At 72.2% G+C, this 16,558-nt stretch carries 13 protein-coding genes; 4 read left to right on the forward strand and 9 right to left on the reverse strand.

Annotated elements, in window-relative coordinates; translation table 11 throughout:
* Positions 1–11: 11 nt before the first annotated feature.
* From JOE35_RS11605 to JOE35_RS11610, 3 genes are read right to left on the reverse strand one after another with little or no spacing between them, the layout of a single operon-like run.
* Entirely contained in the window at positions 12–1,067 is a 1,056-nt protein-coding gene (locus tag JOE35_RS11605; protein ID WP_307803058.1) for a permease, read from the reverse strand.
* 58 nt (positions 1,068–1,125) lie between these two features.
* Positions 1,126–1,932: a hypothetical protein gene (locus tag JOE35_RS15680; RefSeq protein WP_245186101.1), complete on the reverse strand. Its 807-nt coding sequence runs from the start codon at positions 1,930–1,932 to the stop codon at positions 1,126–1,128.
* A gap of 18 nt (positions 1,933–1,950) precedes the next feature.
* Positions 1,951–4,875, reverse strand: a complete 2,925-nt coding sequence (locus JOE35_RS11610) for an Rne/Rng family ribonuclease (protein ID WP_307803059.1) — start codon at positions 4,873–4,875, stop codon at positions 1,951–1,953.
* A gap of 445 nt (positions 4,876–5,320) precedes the next feature.
* Here JOE35_RS11610 and JOE35_RS11615 point away from each other — a divergent pair, with 445 nt between their 5' ends.
* Complete coding sequence (locus tag JOE35_RS11615; RefSeq protein ID WP_307803060.1) at positions 5,321–5,953, forward strand: vitamin K epoxide reductase family protein; 633 nt, start codon at positions 5,321–5,323, stop codon at positions 5,951–5,953.
* Positions 5,954–6,023: 70 nt separating this feature from the next.
* Positions 6,024–6,947: a thioredoxin domain-containing protein gene (locus tag JOE35_RS11620; RefSeq protein WP_209561201.1), complete on the forward strand. Its 924-nt coding sequence runs from the start codon at positions 6,024–6,026 to the stop codon at positions 6,945–6,947.
* Positions 6,948–7,027: 80 nt separating this feature from the next.
* On the opposite strand, the gene ndk is transcribed toward JOE35_RS11620, so the two are convergent.
* The 4 genes from ndk to ileS all read right to left on the reverse strand — a co-directional run bounded on the left by ndk (position 7,028) and on the right by ileS (position 12,608).
* A complete protein-coding gene (ndk, locus tag JOE35_RS11625; RefSeq protein ID WP_123548247.1) occupies positions 7,028–7,444 on the reverse strand; it encodes a nucleoside-diphosphate kinase in 417 nt (138 codons plus the stop codon).
* Positions 7,445–7,519: 75 nt separating this feature from the next.
* On the reverse strand, positions 7,520–7,930 hold the full coding sequence (locus JOE35_RS11630; protein ID WP_209561202.1) for a DUF4233 domain-containing protein: 411 nt from the start codon (positions 7,928–7,930) through the stop codon (positions 7,520–7,522).
* Complete coding sequence (locus tag JOE35_RS11635) at positions 7,927–9,330, reverse strand: folylpolyglutamate synthase/dihydrofolate synthase family protein (RefSeq protein ID WP_209561203.1); 1,404 nt, start codon at positions 9,328–9,330, stop codon at positions 7,927–7,929. Before JOE35_RS11635 ends, JOE35_RS11630 begins: the two co-directional genes overlap by 4 nt.
* Entirely contained in the window at positions 9,327–12,608 is a 3,282-nt protein-coding gene (gene ileS / locus JOE35_RS11640) for an isoleucine--tRNA ligase (protein ID WP_209561204.1), read from the reverse strand. The genes JOE35_RS11635 and ileS overlap by 4 nt, the downstream gene beginning before the upstream one ends.
* 282 nt (positions 12,609–12,890) lie before the next feature.
* Here ileS and JOE35_RS11645 point away from each other — a divergent pair, with 282 nt between their 5' ends.
* Positions 12,891–13,877: a cation diffusion facilitator family transporter gene (locus JOE35_RS11645; protein WP_209561205.1), complete on the forward strand. Its 987-nt coding sequence runs from the start codon at positions 12,891–12,893 to the stop codon at positions 13,875–13,877.
* Positions 13,878–13,962: 85 nt separating this feature from the next.
* On the opposite strand, the gene JOE35_RS11650 is transcribed toward JOE35_RS11645, so the two are convergent.
* Positions 13,963–15,159 (reverse strand): LPXTG cell wall anchor domain-containing protein, encoded by a 1,197-nt coding sequence (locus tag JOE35_RS11650; protein WP_209561206.1) that lies wholly within the window; start codon positions 15,157–15,159, stop codon positions 13,963–13,965.
* A gap of 260 nt (positions 15,160–15,419) precedes the next feature.
* Here JOE35_RS11650 and JOE35_RS11655 point away from each other — a divergent pair, with 260 nt between their 5' ends.
* On the forward strand, positions 15,420–15,920 hold the full coding sequence (locus JOE35_RS11655; protein ID WP_245186641.1) for a GtrA family protein: 501 nt from the start codon (positions 15,420–15,422) through the stop codon (positions 15,918–15,920).
* Here the strand turns inward: JOE35_RS11655 and JOE35_RS11660 are convergent.
* Positions 15,917–16,549, reverse strand: coding sequence for a TetR/AcrR family transcriptional regulator (locus tag JOE35_RS11660; protein WP_209561208.1), 633 nt, complete (start codon positions 16,547–16,549; stop codon positions 15,917–15,919). The genes JOE35_RS11655 and JOE35_RS11660 overlap by 4 nt on opposite strands.
* Positions 16,550–16,558: the final 9 nt, after the last annotated feature.

Raw genomic sequence — 16,558 nt, forward strand, 5'->3', positions numbered from 1 at the left:
GGGAGGAGGGGTCAGGCAAAGTAGTTCACCACCAGTCCGATGGCGGCGCTGGTCAACGCCACCACGAGGGTCAGCTGCGCGAGGGTGCGCGGTCGGTACGTCGTGCGGAGCAGGGCGAGCATCTTGACGTCGATGATCGGCCCGAAGACGAGGAAAGCGGCGATGCCGCCGGGCATGAAGGTCGACGCGAACGGCAGCACGAAGAACGCGTCCACGTTCGAGCAGAGGGAGATGACGAACGCGAGCACCATCATCGCGAGCACGGACCAGACCGGGTTGCTGCCGAGCGTGACGAGCACCGAGCGCGGCACCGCGGTCTGGATGCCGCCCGCCACGGCGGCGCCGATGAACAGCGCGGGCATCATCGTCGACATCTCGCGACGGAACAGCTCGACGCTCTCGCGCAGCTTGGAGGCACCGCTGTGGCCGTGCTCCTGCGGCAACGCGCACTCGGCCGCGAACGACCGGGTGAGCAGGCTCTCGGGGTCGGGGTGGCGGCTGTAGAGCCAGCCGATCAGGTTCGCGATCAGGAACCCGCCCGCGAGCCGGGCGACGAGGATGCCGTCGCTCCAGCCGAACGCCTGGTGAGTCGTGATGATCGTGATCGGGTTGAGGATCGGGGCGGCCAGCAAGAAGGTCATCGACTCGGACACGGTGAAGCCCTTGAGCACGAGCCCCCTCGCCAGGGGCACGTTGCCGCACTCGCAGACCGGCAGGAACATGCCGAGGAACGAGATGACGGCACGGCGCAGCAGGGGCTGGCGGGGCAGCCACGAGGTGAAGAAGGCCTGCGGCAGCCACACCTGCACGATGATCGACAGCACGATGCCGAGCAGCACGAACGGCACCGACTCGACGATGACGCTGATCGTGAGGGTGACGAAGTCCTGCAGGGTGTCGGGCAGCAGCTGCGAGCCGAGCGCAGGGCTGGCGAGGCGCAGCACGAGGAGCACCACCGCGATGCCGATCCCGACCGCGAGCAGAGGCCCGCGCCTCGACCGTCGGGCCGGGGCGTGCTCGTGGGCGGCCCTGCGCAGGGCGTCGCGTTCCCGGAGGGGCGCGGTCACCGCTCGTCCCCGTCGTCGGCGGCTCGGCGGAGCACGTCGCGTTCGCGGAGGGGCGCGGTCACCGCTCGTCCCCGTCGTCGGCGGCGGGGGGCGCGAAGCGCGACCAGTCGTCGGCGGCGGAGGTGCCCCGAGGAGGCGTCGGCCGGGTCGCGGGAGCAGGGTCGCGTTCCGGGTGCGCGACTCGGTCCGCGGCCGAGACGGGCGCCTCCTCGACCGCAGGGGTCTCGACCGTCGCGGTCGCGGCGGGTGCGGTCTCGGCCGGTGCGGTCTCGGCGGCATCGTCGAGAGACGGCGTGCCCGCGCGCGACCCGTGCCACGCGACCACCACGCCGACCAGCAGCAGGGCCGTGTCGACGACGCCGGCGGCGAAGGGGATGGTCGTGAGGTACAGCGCGAGGTTGACCCAGGTGCCCCCGCTCAGCGACGCCGCCACGCCGGGAACGATGCCGACCACGGCCAGGGCCACGGTGCCCGCGGCGCCGGCGACGACGCCGTGGCGCAGCACTCTGGGCAGCGGCAGGTCGGGATCGACGGGGCACACCACGAGCAGCACCACGAACGCGACCAGGTAGAACGGGAACGGATAGAGCACGAAGCTGCCGAGGAACTGCCCGACCGGCGTCGCCGTGAAGTCGCTCGGCCAGGGCGTCACCGAGTAGCCGAGCGCCGAGCCCACGAGCGCGGCGAGGCCCAGGGCGAAGCGCGCCACGAGGACGACGCCGAGGGCGGTGGCGGCGGCCAGGAGGCGGCGCCTGCCCTGGTCGGACCGCAGGCCGCGGACCTCGACGACGGCCCGGCGCAGGAACACCGCAGCCCGACGGGACGACCGGTCGGTCGCCGCGTCGGGCTGCGGTGTCGAAGTCACGCTGTCACCCTAGACGAGTCACAGTTCGTCGGAGCTGACCCCCACGCCCAGGATGAACGGCCCGCCCTCGCCCTGCTCGGACGAGTCGGCCGCCGCGGCCGGCGTCGTCGTGCCCGAGCTGGAGGCGCGGCGCGAGCGGCCACGGCCCTGTCCGGGCTGCTTCGGCTCGGGCAGCGCGCCGAGCACGCTGTCGAGGATCTGCTCGGCGTCCTGCGTGCTCATCTTGCGGGGCTCGCGACGGGTCGCGGCCACCGGGATGTCGAGGATCGCGACGGACGCCTCGGGGGTGACCGTGGCGGTCGACGCCGCACGGCGGCTGCCGCGCTTCGCCGGGGCGGCCGGGGCCTCGGTCGCTGCGGGCGCCGCGGCCGCGGCTGCCGGCTGTGCCGCCACGGGAGCGACGTCGGCAACCGGTGCCTCGTCGACGGGCGCCGAGCTCGGCGCCTCGACCGACGGGGACGCCTCGCGGCTCGGCTGGTCGCCCTGCTCGGAGTCGCGCGACCGGGAGCCACGACGGCCCTTGCGGCCGCCACGGCTGCGGCGAGGCTCGTCGGACGAGTCGTCCTGGGCCTCGTCGGGCCGGCTGGACGACACCGACGCCGCGGCGGCGTCGATGGCCGCCTCGACGGCGGCCGCCGCGGTGGCGGCGCTGTCGCTGTCGGCCGGCCGGTCGCCGTCCTCGGCGTGCGCGATCGTGGACGCCGCGATGCGCGAGAGCGCGTTCTTGACGTCGTCGGTGATGGCGTGGGTGCCGGTCGTCGGGTGTGCCGACGAGCCCGCCTGGCCGCCCTGGCCGTTCGAGCCGCGACCCTGACCGCCGGAGGCGCCGGTCGTGCCGCCCTGCTTGCCGGCCTGCGCTCCGCCCCGGCGACGCTGCTCCTGGCCCTTGCGGGGCTGCTGCTCCTGCACGCGTGCGGCGCTGCCTGCCTCGGCGAACGACTCGGCGAGGCCGAGCCCGAGCTTCTTGCGCGTCATCTGCACGAGTCCGAGCGAGGTGACCTCGGCGACCTGGTGCTTGGTGCGGTCACGGCTGAGGCACTCGACCAGGCGACGGAGCACGAGGTCGCGGTTCGACTCGAGGACCATGTCGATGAAGTCGACGACGATGATGCCGCCGATGTCGCGGAGGCGCAGCTGACGGACGATCTCCTCTGCGGCCTCGAGGTTGTTCTTCGTGACCGTCTCCTCGAGGTTGCCCCCCGAGCCGACGAACTTGCCGGTGTTGACGTCGACGACCGTCATGGCCTCGGTGCGGTCGATGACCAGCGAGCCGCCGGACGGCAGCCAGACCTTTCGGTCGAGCGCCTTCTCGATCTGCTCGTTGAGGCGGTACTCGTCGAAGGCGTCACGGTCGCCCTCGTAGCGCTTGACACGGTCGAGCAGGTCGGGCGCGACGGCCGACAGGTACGACTGCAGGGTGTCGTAGGCGTCGTCGCCGTCGATGACCAGCTCGTGGAAGTCCTCGTTGAAGACGTCGCGGACGATCTTGATCAGCAGGTCGGGCTCCGAGTGCAGCTGCGCGGGGGCGTTGCCGACCTCGACCTTGCTGCTGATGTCGGCCCACTGGTTCGTCAGGCGCGTGATGTCGAGGGTGAGCTGCTCCTCCGTGGTGCCCTCGGCCGCGGTGCGGACGATGACTCCCGCGTTCTCGGGGAGCGCCTCCTTCAGGATCTTCTTGAGGCGCGCGCGCTCGGTGTCGGGCAGCTTGCGGCTGATGCCGTTCATCGAGCCGTTCGGCACGTAGACGAGGTAGCGGCCGGGCAGCGAGATCTGGCTCGTGAGGCGGGCGCCCTTGTGGCCCACCGGGTCCTTCGTGACCTGGACGAGCACACGGTCGCCGGGCTTCAGCGCGAGCTCGATGCGGCGCGGCTGGTTGCCGTTCGACAGCGAGTCCCAGTCGACCTCGCCCGAGTAGAGCACGGCGTTCCGGCCGCGTCCGATGTCGACGAACGCCGCCTCCATGCTGGGCAGGACGTTCTGCACGCGACCGAGGTAGACGTTGCCGATCAGCGAGACGTTCTGCGCCTTGGCGACGTAGTGCTCGGCGAGCGTGCCGTCCTCCATGACGCCGATCTCGATGCGGTCGCCCGACGAGCGGACGATCATCTTGCGGTCGACGCTCTCGCGGCGGGCCAGGAACTCGGCCTCGGTGATGACCGTGCGGCGGCGGCCGGCGTCACGGCCGTCACGGCGACGCTGCTTCTTCGCCTCGAGACGGGTCGAGCCCTTGATGCGCTGCGGCTCGGTGATGAGCTCGACCTGGCGCTGCGGGCGCTCGCGACGATCGCCGCGGTCGCTGCCCTGACGCTGCTCGGAGTCGCGCTCCTCGCGGTCCTGCGAACGGCCGCGCTGACGACGGCGCGAGGTGCCGCGCTGAGGCTCGTCACGGTCGTCGTCGTCGCCGTCGTCGTCACGCTGGTCGCGGTCGTCGTCGTCGCGGTCGTCACGGTCGTCGCGGTCGTCCCACTCGTCGTCGTGGCGACGACGCCCCGGCCTGGCCGGCAGCGGGAGGATCTCGGGCGCGTGGAAGATCAGGCTCGTGGTGGTGAGCTGGGCCGGGATGGGGCCCGCCTCGGCGTCGACGGCGGCGTCCGCGTCGTCGACGGGGGCCTCGGCGCGCGGCGGCGCGACGGCCGCGATGTCGGCCTGGACGGCCTCGGTGTCGACCACGGCCTCCGTCTGCGCGGGCCTGGCGGTGTCGATCTCGGTGATGGCGCTGTCGGTGCTGGTGCTGTCGCTGCTGGTCGCGGCCTCGGCCCCGACCTCCTTCTCGCTGGTCACGGGTGAGGCCTCCTGGGCGTCGTCGTTCCGGTCGTGGGGGGCGGTGCCGAGCGCGCGGCGCGCGGTCGTCGCCGGTGCGGGCACCTGGCGCGACAGGAGCCCGGCGAACAGGCCCCTCTTCTTCTTCGGCTGACCGTCTCTGTCGTGTTCGTTCTTGTCCACCACTGCTGGTGTGCTCCTCGACCCGCCGTCGGCATCGCCGTCGCCGGGTGGTCTCGTGTCGTGGCCGGGAGGCGCCCTGCACCTGCCTGCGGCCACCGCGCCCTCTCACGGCGCGCATCGTCAGCGACGTCGCGTTCGGTCAGCCGGAGCCGGCGCCCGTCTCTGCGGGCGTCTCCCCGGATGTCGTTCGTCGACGTCAGGTTCTTCGTTGCTCTGTCCGGAACTGGCTGTCCGGCGGTGGGCGACTGCGCCCTGGCCCGGATCTAGCTGCCACCTGACGGTGTCCGCCCGCCGGGACGGCCACTCGTGGAGGCCGACCTGCAGACGGCCCCGCGGTGCAGCACGGCCCGGAAAGTCTTGATCCCGGGACCTTCGCCCCGCGACTGGCTCGATTATCGCACGCCTCGCCTCGGACCACGCTCTGGACGGTGAGATGATCGTCGTCGTGACCGAGCAGAGAGCGCCTCAGCGCACCCACCCGTCGACGGGTCGACCCGTCGTCGTCCCGGCCGTCCTCCTGGTGATCGCCGGGCTCGTCGGGCTGCTCGGGTCGTTCGCCCTCACGGTCGACAAGTTCCGGCTGCTGGAGAACCCGACGGCGTCACTCGGCTGCGACGTCAACCCGTTCGTCGGCTGCTCGCCCGTCATCAACAGCTGGCAGGCGTCGCTGTTCGGCTTCCCCAACCCGATCCTCGGCCTGGTCGGCTTCGCGGCTCCGGTCGCCGTCGGCCTCGGCCTGCTCGCCAGCGGCAGGTTCGCCCGGTGGTTCTGGATCGCCTTCACCACGGGCGTGTTCCTGGCCTGGGTCTTCATCACGTGGCTGTTCACCCAGACGGTGTTCGTCATCGGCGCCCTCTGCCCGTGGTGCATGCTCGTCTGGTCCGTCACCATCCCGCTCTTCTGGATCCTGCTGGTCTGGGGGCTCGCCCGCGGCGTGACCGTGCCGCACGGCCGCCTCCAGCGGGCCGCCGCGGCGTTCCTGCCGTTCTCGTGGGTCCTGCCCGTGCTGAACTACATCGTCGTCGCGACGGTGATCCTGGTCCAGTTCCCGCTCCTCCTGCCCACCCTGCTCGGCTAGTCCGCTCAGCCTCCCCATGGGGAGGTGCGAGAGGGTCGACGAGGCCACGAACACCGACGAGCGAGGACTCATGACGCCACCAGCCGCACCCGGAGAGACCAAGCGCGAGCGACGGGAGTCGGCCCGCGAGAAGGCCCGTGTCACCCGTGAGGCGGAGGCCAAGCGACGACGCCGCAACAAGTGGGCCCTGCAGGGCGGCCTCGTCGTCGGCGTCCTCGCGGTGCTCGCCGTCGTGGCCCTCGTGATCACGCGGTCCCTGGCGCCGGCGGGCCCCGGCCCCCTGAACATGGCCAGCGACGGCATCGTGCTCTCGGGCGACGGCACGACCGTCTCCGCCGTGCAGACGGACGCGACGCCCGCCGACGGCTCCCCCACCCCGTCCGCCGCGGGCACGGCCGAGAAGCCGAGCATCGTCGTCTACCTCGACTACATGTGCCCCTACTGCGGCCAGTTCGACACCACGAACGCCGAGCAGCTCGAGACCTGGGTCACCCAGGGCGTGGCCGACCTCGAGATCCACCCCCTCGGGTTCCTCGACAACGCCAGCCTCGGGTCGAAGTACTCGACCAGGTCGGCCAACGCCCTGGCCTGCGTCGCGAACTACCAGCCGGACACCGCGCTCGACGTCAACACCGCCCTGTTCGCGCAGCAGCCGGCTGAGAACACGACCGGCCTGACGAACGACGAGCTGGTGACGCTCGTGCAGGGCGCCGGTGCGGACGACCCTGCCGTCGCCTCCTGCATCACCGACGGGCAGTTCACCGACTGGGTCGCCTCCGCGACCGAGCGGGCGCTGAACGACCCGCTGCCGAACTCCGACCTCGCCGCGGTGTCCGCGACGCCCACCGTCCTGGTCAACGGGCAGCAGTACCAGGGCTCGCCGACCGACGCTGCGGCGTTCGCGCAGTTCGTGGCCGAGGTCGCCGGCGGCCAGCCGACCGGCGACACGAGCACGGGCGAGCTGCCCGGCTCGACTGCGACGCCGTCCCCCTGACCGACGCCCTGTCGCGAACGACGAAGGAGGGGCGGTGCCGGTCTCGGAGACCGGCACCGCCCCTCCTTCGTCTCAGACGATCAGAACCACAGAGCGAGCTCGCGCGCGGCGCTCTCGGGGCTGTCGCTGCCGTGAACGAGGTTCTGCTGCACGGCGAGGCCCCAGTCGCGGCCGAGGTCGCCGCGGATGGTGCCGGGCGCCGCGGTGGTCGGGTCGGTCGTGCCGGCCAGCGAGCGGAAGCCGGGGATCACGCCGTTGCCCGCCACGCGGATGGCGACGGTCGGGCCGCTCTGCATGAACTCGACGAGGGGCTCGTAGAACGGCTTGCCCACGTGCTCCTCGTAGTGCTGCGCGAGCAGGTCGCGGTCGGCCTGGACGAGGCGCAGGTCGACGAGTGAGTAGCCCTTCGCCTCGATGCGGCGCAGGATCTCGCCGGTGAGGCCGCGGGCGACGCCGTCGGGCTTGACGAGGACGAGGGTCTCTTGGAGGTCGGTCACTGGTGCTCCTTCGTGTGGGACGGATGGTGGTTCGGGTGGCTGGTGGCTGCTGGCCTGGCGCGCCGGTGCGGGCCGTCAGGGCTGCGGGCCGAAGCGCGCCGCGTTCATGCGGTCGAGCTGCGTCCCCTTGACGAGGCAGTAGGTCCAGATCGCGACGAACAGGGCCGCTACGACGTACATGACGGGGTCGAGCAGCCCGCAGGCGACGAGCCCGAGCTGGACGACCCAGCCGAGCACGATCCCCCAGCGCCAGCGCAGGGTGCGCGACACGAGCAGGATCAGGACGATCGCGCCGAGGCCGCCGCCGAACGCGACGCCGGTGGGCAGCAGGTCGCGGCCGTTGACGACGAGCATGACGAAGAACAGCGACATGGCCTCGAGCACGAGCACGATCGAGAGCAGGCTCTCCGCGGCGCCGCGACGACGGGCCCTGCGGGTCGGGCGAGCGGGGCCGGCAGGCCCCTCAGGAGGCGGTGCCTCGGTCACGAGAGCCCGCCCTCGGACTGCGAGAGCGCGATGACGTCGCCGACCAGCGTGATCGAGCCGGTCACGACGACGCCGCCGGGCTCGTCGCCCTCGGCCTCGTCGGCGAGGTCACGCGCCGTGCGGAGCGCCGACACGAGATCGGTCTCGACGACGACCCGTGCCGCGCCGACGACGCCCACGGCGACGGCGGCGAGCTCGTCGGCGTCGACGGAGCGGTCGGAGCCGCTCTGCGTGACGACGAACTGGTCGACCGTGCCGGAGAGCGCACGCACGATGCCGGCGGCGTCCTTGTCGGCGAGTACGGACAGCACCGCGACGACGCGCCCGAACTGGAAGTAGTCGTCGATCGCCTTGGCCAGGGCGCGGGCGCCGTGCGGGTTGTGCGCCGCGTCGACCAGGATCGTCGGCTCGTTCGCGACGATCTGCAGCCGCCCCGGTGACGTCGCCGCGGCGAGCCCCTCGGCGAGCACGTCGTGGTCGAGCGCCTGGCTGCCGCTGCCGAGGAACGACTCGACCGCGGCCACGGCGACGGCCGCGTTCTGGGCCTGGTGGTCGCCGAAGAGCGGCAGCAGCAGGTCTTCGTAGCGACCGGCGACCCCGCGGATCGTGACGACCTGGCCACCCACCGCCACCGTCGTCGACTCGACGCCGAAGGCGACGCCCTCGACGGCCAGCGACGACTCGGTGAGCTCGGCGGCGCGCTGCAGCTCGGCCAGCGCCTCCGGCAGCTGGGCCGCGCTGACGACGGAGGCGGCCGGCTTGACGATGCCGGCCTTGGTGCGCGCGATGGCCTCGACGGTCGAGCCCAGTCGTGCCTGGTGGTCGAGCGCGATCGGCGTGAAGACGGCGACCTGGCCGTCGGCGACGTTCGTGCTGTCCCACTCGCCGCCCATGCCGACCTCGAGCACGACGACGTCGGCCGGGGCGTCGGCGAAGCACGCGAAGGCGAGCGCCGTCAGGGCCTCGAAGAACGTGAGGGTCGGCTCGCCGGCAGCCGCCAGCTCGGTGTCGACCATCGTCAGGTAGGGCTGGATGTCGTCCCAGTTGGCGACGAGGCGCTCGTCGCTGATCGGCTCGCCGTCGACGACGATGCGCTCGTTGAGGCGCACGAGGTGGGGGCTGGTCATCAGCCCGGTCCGCAGCCCGTGAGCCCGGAGGACGCTCTCGATCATGCGGCTGGTCGACGTCTTGCCGTTCGTGCCGGTGATGTGGATGACGGGGTAGGCGCGCTGCGGGTCGCCGAGCAGCTCCACGGCACGGCGCGTGGCCGAGAGGCGCGGCTCGGGGGCGGACTCCCCCACCCGGGCCAGCAGCTCGTCGTGCACCCGAGTCGCCTCGGCGGCGAACTCGCCGTCGTCGTGTCCGGCGCCGTCGTCCTTCTTGTTCTTCTTCGGGCTCACGCTCGTCGCACCTCCACCGTCACGGCCGAGCCGGAGCCGACCGCGACCTTCCCGTCGCGTCCCGCGACGTCGTCCTGCACGTCGACGACCAGCTCGGTCGTCAGGGTCTCGGCCTGCACCATGTCGCGGTGCGTCCCGAGCGCCGCGGCCGCGACCGCGTCGGTCGTCACGGTCGTCACGACGCGGTCGGAGACGTCGAGGCCCGCGGCCTTGCGTGCCTGCTGCACGGCCCGGACGACGTCGCGGGCCAGGCCCTCGGCCTCGAGCTCGGGCGTCGTCGCGGTGTCGAGCAGCACGAAGCCGCCGTCGCCGACGAAGGCGATCGCGGCCGACGGGTCGTCGACCGCCAGCTCGAGCGTGAACTCGCCGGGCAGCAGCTCGACGCCGCCGACGACGACGTTCTCGCCCGCCGGGGCCCAGTCGCCCTTCTTCGCGGCCGGGATGACCTGCTGCACCTGCTTGCCGATGCGAGGGCCGGCGGCGCGGGCGTTGACGGTCAGCTTGCGGGTGACGCCCCACTCGCCGAGGCTCTCCTCCGTCAGGGGCGTGAACGCCACCTCCTTGACGTTCAGCTCGTCGCGGAGGATCGAGCCGAACGGCTCGAGGCCAGCCGGGTCGGGCGCGACGACGGTGAGGCGCGCCAGCGGCAGGCGGACGCGCAGGCCGGTCGCCTTGCGCAGCGCCAGGCCGGACGACGCGATCGCCCGGACGGCGTCCATCGAGGCGACGAGGGCCTCGTCCTCGGGGAACGCGGAGGCGTCGGGCCAGTCGGTGAGGTGCACGCTCCGACCGCCGGTGAGGCCCTTCCAGATCTCCTCCGTCACGAGGGGCGCCAGGGGCGCCGCCACCCGCGTGACCGTCTCGAGGACGGTGAAGAGCGTGTCGAAGGCGTCACGGTCGTCGCCGGCCCAGAACCGGTCGCGCGAGCGGCGCACGTACCAGTTGGTGAGCACGTCGGCGAAGTCGCGCAGGGCGGCCGCAGCGAGCGGCGAGTCGAGCGCGTCGAGGTGTCGCTCGACGTTGGTCACGAGGAGGCGCGTCTTCGCCAGCAGGTACCGGTCGAGCACGTCGGTCGAGTCGGTCCGCCAGGTCGCGACGAGGCCGTCCGCGACGTGCCGGCCCTCGCCTCCCGAGCTGCCGCCGTCGGCGGCGTTCGCGTACAGGGTGAAGAAGTAGTAGGTGCTCCACAGCGGCAGCAGGAACTGCCGGACGCCCTCGCGGATGCCCTCCTCGGTCACGACGAGGTTGCCGCCGCGGATGACCGAGCTCGACATGAGGAACCAGCGCATGGCGTCGGCGCCGTCGCGGTCGAAGACCTCGGAGACGTCGGGGTAGTTGCGGAGGCTCTTCGACATCTTCTGGCCGTCCGAGCCGAGCACGATGCCGTGGCTGATCACGTTCGAGAACGCGGGCCGGTCGAAGAGCGCCGTCGAGAGCGCGTGCATGACGTAGAACCAGCCGCGCGTCTGCCCGATGTACTCGACGATGAAGTCGGCGGGGGCGTGGGTCTCGAACCACTCCTGGTTCTCGAACGGGTAGTGGACCTGGGCGAACGGCATCGAGCCCGAGTCGAACCAGACGTCGAAGACGTCCTCGATGCGGCGCATCGTGCTCTGGCCCGTGGGGTCGTCGGGGTTCGGCCGGGTCAGGTCGTCGATGTACGGACGGTGCAGGTCGGGCTCGCCCTGCTCGTTCGTCGGCAGGCGGCCGAAGTCGGCCTCGAGCTCGGCGAGCGAGCCGTAGACGTCGGTGCGCGGGTACGCGGGGTCGTCGCTGCGCCACACCGGGATCGGCGAGCCCCAGTAGCGGTTGCGCGAGATGGACCAGTCGCGGGCGCCCGCGACCCACTTGCCGAACTGGCCGTCCTTCACGTTCTCGGGCACCCAGGTGATCTCCTGGTTGAGGTCGCCCATGCGGTCGCGCACGTCGGTGACGCGCACGAACCAGCTCGAGACGGCCTTGTAGATCAGCGGGTTGCGGCAGCGCCAGCAGTGCGGGTAGCTGTGCTCGTAGCTCGCGAGGCGCACCAGGCGGCCGTCGGCACGGAGGCGCTGCACGAGCACCTTGTTGGCCTCGAACACCTGCAGCCCGGCGACGCCGAGCTCGTCGAACATCGGCAGGAACCGACCGGCCTCGTCGACGGAGACGATGACGGGGATGCCGGCGGCGGCGCAGACCAGCTGGTCGTCCTCGCCGTAGGCGGGCGCCTGGTGGACGATGCCGGTGCCCTCGCCGGTCGCGACGTAGTCCGCGACCAGCAGGCGCCAGGCGTTCTCGGTGCCCCACGCCTCCGTGTCGGCGTAGACGTCCCAGATGCGGTCGTACTCGACGCCCTCGAGCTCGGCGCCCGCGAAGGTCGCCGTCACGGCGGCCTGCGCGGCCTCGGCCGACTCGTAGCCGAGGTCCTTCGCGTAGGCGGCGAGCGTGTCGGCGGCGAGCAGGAACACGCTGCCCGTGAGCAGCTGCTGGTCGCCGGCGCGCTCGCCGGGCAGCAGCGCGTGCGGCACCGTCACGTACGAGATGTCGGGCCCCACGGCGAGCGCCATGTTCGTCGGCAGCGTCCACGGGGTCGTCGTCCAGGCGAGCGCCTCGACTCCGGTCAGGCCGAGCGACTCGGCCTTGGCGCCGACGAGCGGGAAGGCGACGGTGACCGTCTGGTCCTGGCGCATCTTGTAGACGTCGTCGTCCATGCGCAGCTCGTGGTTCGACAGCGGCGTCTGGTCGTGCCAGCAGTAGGGCAGCACGCGGAAGCCCTCGTAGGCCAGCTGCTTGTCCCAGAGCTGCTTGAAGGCCCAGAGCACGCTCTCCATGTAGCTGACGTCGAGGGTCTTGTAGTCGTCGTCGAAGTCGACCCAGCGGGCCTGGCGGGTGACGTAGCCCTGCCACTCGTCGGTGTACTGCAGCACCGAGCTGCGGGCCGCGGCGTTGAACGCGCCGATGCCCATCTCGTCGATCTGGTGCTTCTCGGTGATGCCGAGCTGGCGCATCGCCTCGAGCTCGGCGGGCAGGCCGTGGGTGTCCCAGCCGAAGCGGCGGTGCACCTGCTTGCCGCGCATGGTCTGGTACCGCGGGAACACGTCCTTCGCGTAGCCCGTGAGCAGGTGGCCGTAGTGCGGCAGGCCGTTGGCGAAGGGCGGGCCGTCGTAGAAGACCCACTCGTCGCGGCCCTCGCGGGCGCGGATCGACTCCTGGAAGGTGTCGTCGCGACGCCAGAAGGCGAGCACGCCCTGCTCGACGTCGGGGAACCGGGGCGATGCGGGTACCGGCTTGTAGGCCATGGGGGCTCCAGGTGCTGCGGATGTCCGTCCACGAGGACGCCTGCCGAGGGTTCTCGGTCTGCGCGGTACCACCTCGCTTGCCGCCCCTGACGGGACGACCTCTCTGCTGCGGCTGTGACGGGCCTGCCCCGCTCGGGTCTAGTGACGCCTCCTGCCCCAGGTGTCGGGACGGTCGACGCGTTCTGCCGAGTGCTCCCCGGTGATGGCCGGATCAGTGCTCGTCCATCATACGAGCCGAGGAGGCGCGACGCGATCAGCTGCAGGCAGTGCAGAATCGGGAGCATGACACCAGAGCCCCCTGCGGCGGCGCCCGCGGCGACCGAGGCCGGATCCGCGGCGAAGCCGGAGAGCACGACGACGGTGATCGTGGCATTCCTCGCGAACCTGCTGATCGCCGTCGCGAAGACCGTGGCGGCCTTCCTCACGGGCTCCGCCTCGATGGTGGCGGAGTCGGCACACTCGTGGGCCGACACGGGCAACGAGATCTTCCTGTTCATCGCCGACAAGCGCGGCGTCAAGGAGAGGGACGAGGACCACCCGCTCGGCTACGGCAAGGAGACGTACGTCTGGTCGATGTTCGCTGCGTTCGGGCTCTTCACGGTCGGCGCCGTCGTGTCGATCCAGCACGGCATCTCGCAGCTCGGCGCGGCCGAGGAGGCGGAGGACTACCTCGTCAACTACGTCGTGCTCGGCGTGGCCTTCCTGCTCGAGGGGACGTCGTTCCTCCAGGCCCTCCGCCAGGCCCGCGGCAGCGCCAGGGCCGGGCAGGTGCCCACGCTGCGCTACGTGCTGCGGAGCTCGAACTCGACGCTGCGCGCCGTCTTCGCCGAGGACGCCGCCGCCCTGGTCGGCCTGCTCATCGCGTTCCTCGGCATCTTCCTGCACCAGGTCACCGGCTCGGCCGTGTTCGACGCGGTCGGGTCGATCCTCGTCGGCGTGCTGCTCGGCGTCGTCGCGCTGGTGCTCGTCGACCGCAACCGCCGGTTCCTGGTCGGCGAGAGCCCGAGCGACGAGCTCGAGACGACGGTGCTCGAGCGGCTGCTCGCCCGGCCCGAGATCGCCCGCGTCACCTACCTGCACACGGAGTTCGTCGGGCCGAGCCGCCTCTACCTGGTCGCCGCCGTCGACATGACCGGCGACGACACCGAGGAGCACGTCGCCGTCGCACTCCGCCGCGTCGAGCGCGAGCTCGAGGAGCACGACGTCGTCGAGGAGGCGGTGCTCACCCTCTCGACACCGGACGAGCCGAGCCTGCAGCCGCGTCGCTGACCGCGCCCCGCTCGGCCTGCCGACGACGAGGGCCCGCCTCCCGCGAGGAGACGGGCCTCGAGCTCCGGCTCGACCGGACGTGAGGTCAGGCCCGGCGTGCCCTCCTGGCCACGAACAGCGAGGCCCCTCCGAGCAGGACCAGGCCCGCGCCGACGAGTCCGGCCCACGGCGTGGCCTCGTCCGTGCCGGTGGACGCGAGAGCACGAGGCAGGGACGGGACGACCGACCGCGCCGGCACGACGGGCACGACGGCGGTCGCCTCCACGACGGGCAGGACGACCGGGGCGGCCGGAGCAGCCGCGGGCTCGACCACCAGGACGTCGGTCGAGTCGAAGCTCGAGCGCAGCGACGTCGCGAAGCCGTTCGCGTCGAACGACTGCTGTGCGGCGGAGACGCGCCACGATCCGTACGGCATCCAGACCACGTCCTGCCACGATCCGTCCGCGGCGACGAGGGGAGCCTCGTCGTCGTAGCCCCAGGGCACGACGGGGTCCAGCGCGAGCAGGTCGACGTCGATGACCGCACGGGGCGCCCCCGTCCCCGTCAGCTCGATCGCGCCGGTGCTGAAGTCGCCCGAGGAGTACGGGACGCCCACGACGGCGGCCCCCGTGGCCGGCGTGACGAGGACCGGCGCAGGAAGGGGCGCCAGGGCCGGGGCGACGACCCGGCGCTGCACGGAGCCGAGGTCTCGTCCGTCAGGGCTCGTCACCTGGACGGTGACGACGTGCTCGACGGGCACCGTGGACGCGTCGAGGAAGAACGCCTGCGAGATGCTCGTGCCGGACGACGGCTCGTAGCGGCCGCCCCCGCCGGGCGAGCTGCTCATCCTGACCGCGCTGCCCTCCGGCACCTCCGCGGTCACGACGACGCCGGCGGACGGCAGCACGGTGCCGTCGAGCGGGCTCGTGACCGAGAACTCCGTGGGCTCTGCGGCGATCTGTGCCCCAGTGCCCTGCGTGGCAGGTGCCTCGGGGGCAGGCGCTGCCGCCTCCTCCGGCTCGACGACCTCGGGGGCAGGCGCTGCCGCCTCCTCGGGCTCGACAGCCTCGGGGGCAGGCGCTGCCGCCTCCTCCGGCTCGACGACCTCGGTCGGCACCTCGACAGCAGGCGCCCCCGCACCCTCGTCCGCCGCGACCGCGTCCTCGGGAGCGGCGGACACCGCCTCCGTGGTCCCGATCGGCGCCGGCTCGGCCAGCGCGGGCGCAGCCGTCAGGGCGACTCCCCCGAGAGCCAGCGCGACGATCGTCGGAAGCGCGAGCGCGACCGCCTTGTAGTCCTTCATGATGTGTCCGTCCCCGTGGGAAGCAAGGCCGCAGCGCTCCTCCCCACCCCCGGAGCGCCGGCCCCGGCGGCGTCGATGCCTGCCGGTGATCAGAACGTACCGACCCGAGACGCCCCCAGGACGCGCCATGAGCGATCCTCGTCCTCACGTCGGGCAACATCATCCTGGAGAGGTACGGCTGTCGCTCAGCCCGCGTGCGTCCAGGGGACAACGCCCGGCGCCCTCCTAGGGACGCCCTGTATCGTCGGCCCGTGCGCACGATGATCCGACTGGCCAAGGCCAACCCCTCCGCCCTCCGCTTCCTCGTGGTCGGCGGCATCGGCTTCGTGATCACCATGGCGATCAACTACGGGCTCAAGCTCTTCGTCATCCCCCAGCACCCGGTGACCGCGCTGTCGCTCGGCATCATCGTGGCGACGATCGTGTCGTACTGGATGAACAAGAAGTGGTCGTTCGACGACCGCGGCGATCGACACACCGGCCAGGAGATGCTCCTGTTCGTGGTCGTGAGCGTCATCGGCGTGGCCATCAACTCCGCTCCCCTCTACCTGTCGCGCTACGGCCTCGGCTTCGAGGTGCCCCAGGTCTCGCGCACCACACAGGAGATCGCGGACTTCGTCAGCGGCCCCGTGATCGGCACGATGCTCGCGATGGTCTTCCGCTACTGGGCCATGAACAAGTTCGTGTTCCCGAAGCGCGCCCAGCTCGACGACGTGCTGTCCCCCGTCTCGCCCTCGACCGCCTCCACCCCCACGGCCTAGCCCTCGGCGGCTCTCCCGGCGCCCGCGAGGCCGTCGGCCACGGGGGCCAGGGCCTCCGCCACCTCCTGGTCGAGGGCTCGCCTGTGCACGCCGGCCCGCGCCCACGTGACGACGGCCGTGGCCGCCGCGGCCAGCAGGGCCGACGCCGCCACCTCGGCCCTGGCGTCCCCGCGGGGCGCTCCGGCCGTCTCGCAGAGGAACGACGTCAACGTCGCGCGGATCCGGACGAGACGCACGGCCGCCGACGACACGAGGTCGTCGCCGAGCCCCATCGCGTCCGACTGCGTCAGCGCCCACGGCACCCGGTCGGCGGGGTGCGCAGCGGCCAGCTGCACCAGCGCCGACTCGACCCTGCGCACGGGCGAGGCACCAGAGGAGGCGCGGAGCGCGTCGCCGAGGCCGGCCGCGGTCGCGTCCAGGTCGAGCCAGAAGGTGTCCGCCTTCGACTCGAAGTAGTTGAAGAACGTGCCGCGGCTGACCCCGGCCCGCTGGGCGATCTGGTCGACCGTCGTGCGCGACCAGCCCTGCTCGAGGAACAGCTCGGCCGCGGCGTCCGCCAGGACGTCCGCCGACGACCGGCGTGGCCGCCCCGAGGATCGACCGGTGCGGGGTCCCACGTCGCCTGACATGGGGTCCAT

This window comes from Frigoribacterium sp. PvP032 (assembly GCF_017833035.1).
Lineage (GTDB): Bacteria > Actinomycetota > Actinomycetes > Actinomycetales > Microbacteriaceae > Frigoribacterium.

Bases quoted from the DNA above. Each gene is read 5' to 3' on its own strand.
- JOE35_RS11620 (WP_209561201.1), top strand. From the start codon at position 6,024: ATGACGCCACCAGCCGCACCCGGAGAGACCAAGCGCGAGCGACGGGAG.
- ileS (WP_209561204.1), bottom strand. From the start codon at position 12,608: ATGGCCTACAAGCCGGTACCCGCATCGCCCCGGTTCCCCGACGTCGAG.
- JOE35_RS11645 (WP_209561205.1), top strand. From the start codon at position 12,891: ATGACACCAGAGCCCCCTGCGGCGGCGCCCGCGGCGACCGAGGCCGGA.
- JOE35_RS11650 (WP_209561206.1), bottom strand. From the start codon at position 15,159: ATGAAGGACTACAAGGCGGTCGCGCTCGCGCTTCCGACGATCGTCGCG.
- JOE35_RS11655 (WP_245186641.1), top strand. From the start codon at position 15,420: ATGATCCGACTGGCCAAGGCCAACCCCTCCGCCCTCCGCTTCCTCGTG.
- JOE35_RS11660 (WP_209561208.1), bottom strand. From the start codon at position 16,549: ATGTCAGGCGACGTGGGACCCCGCACCGGTCGATCCTCGGGGCGGCCA.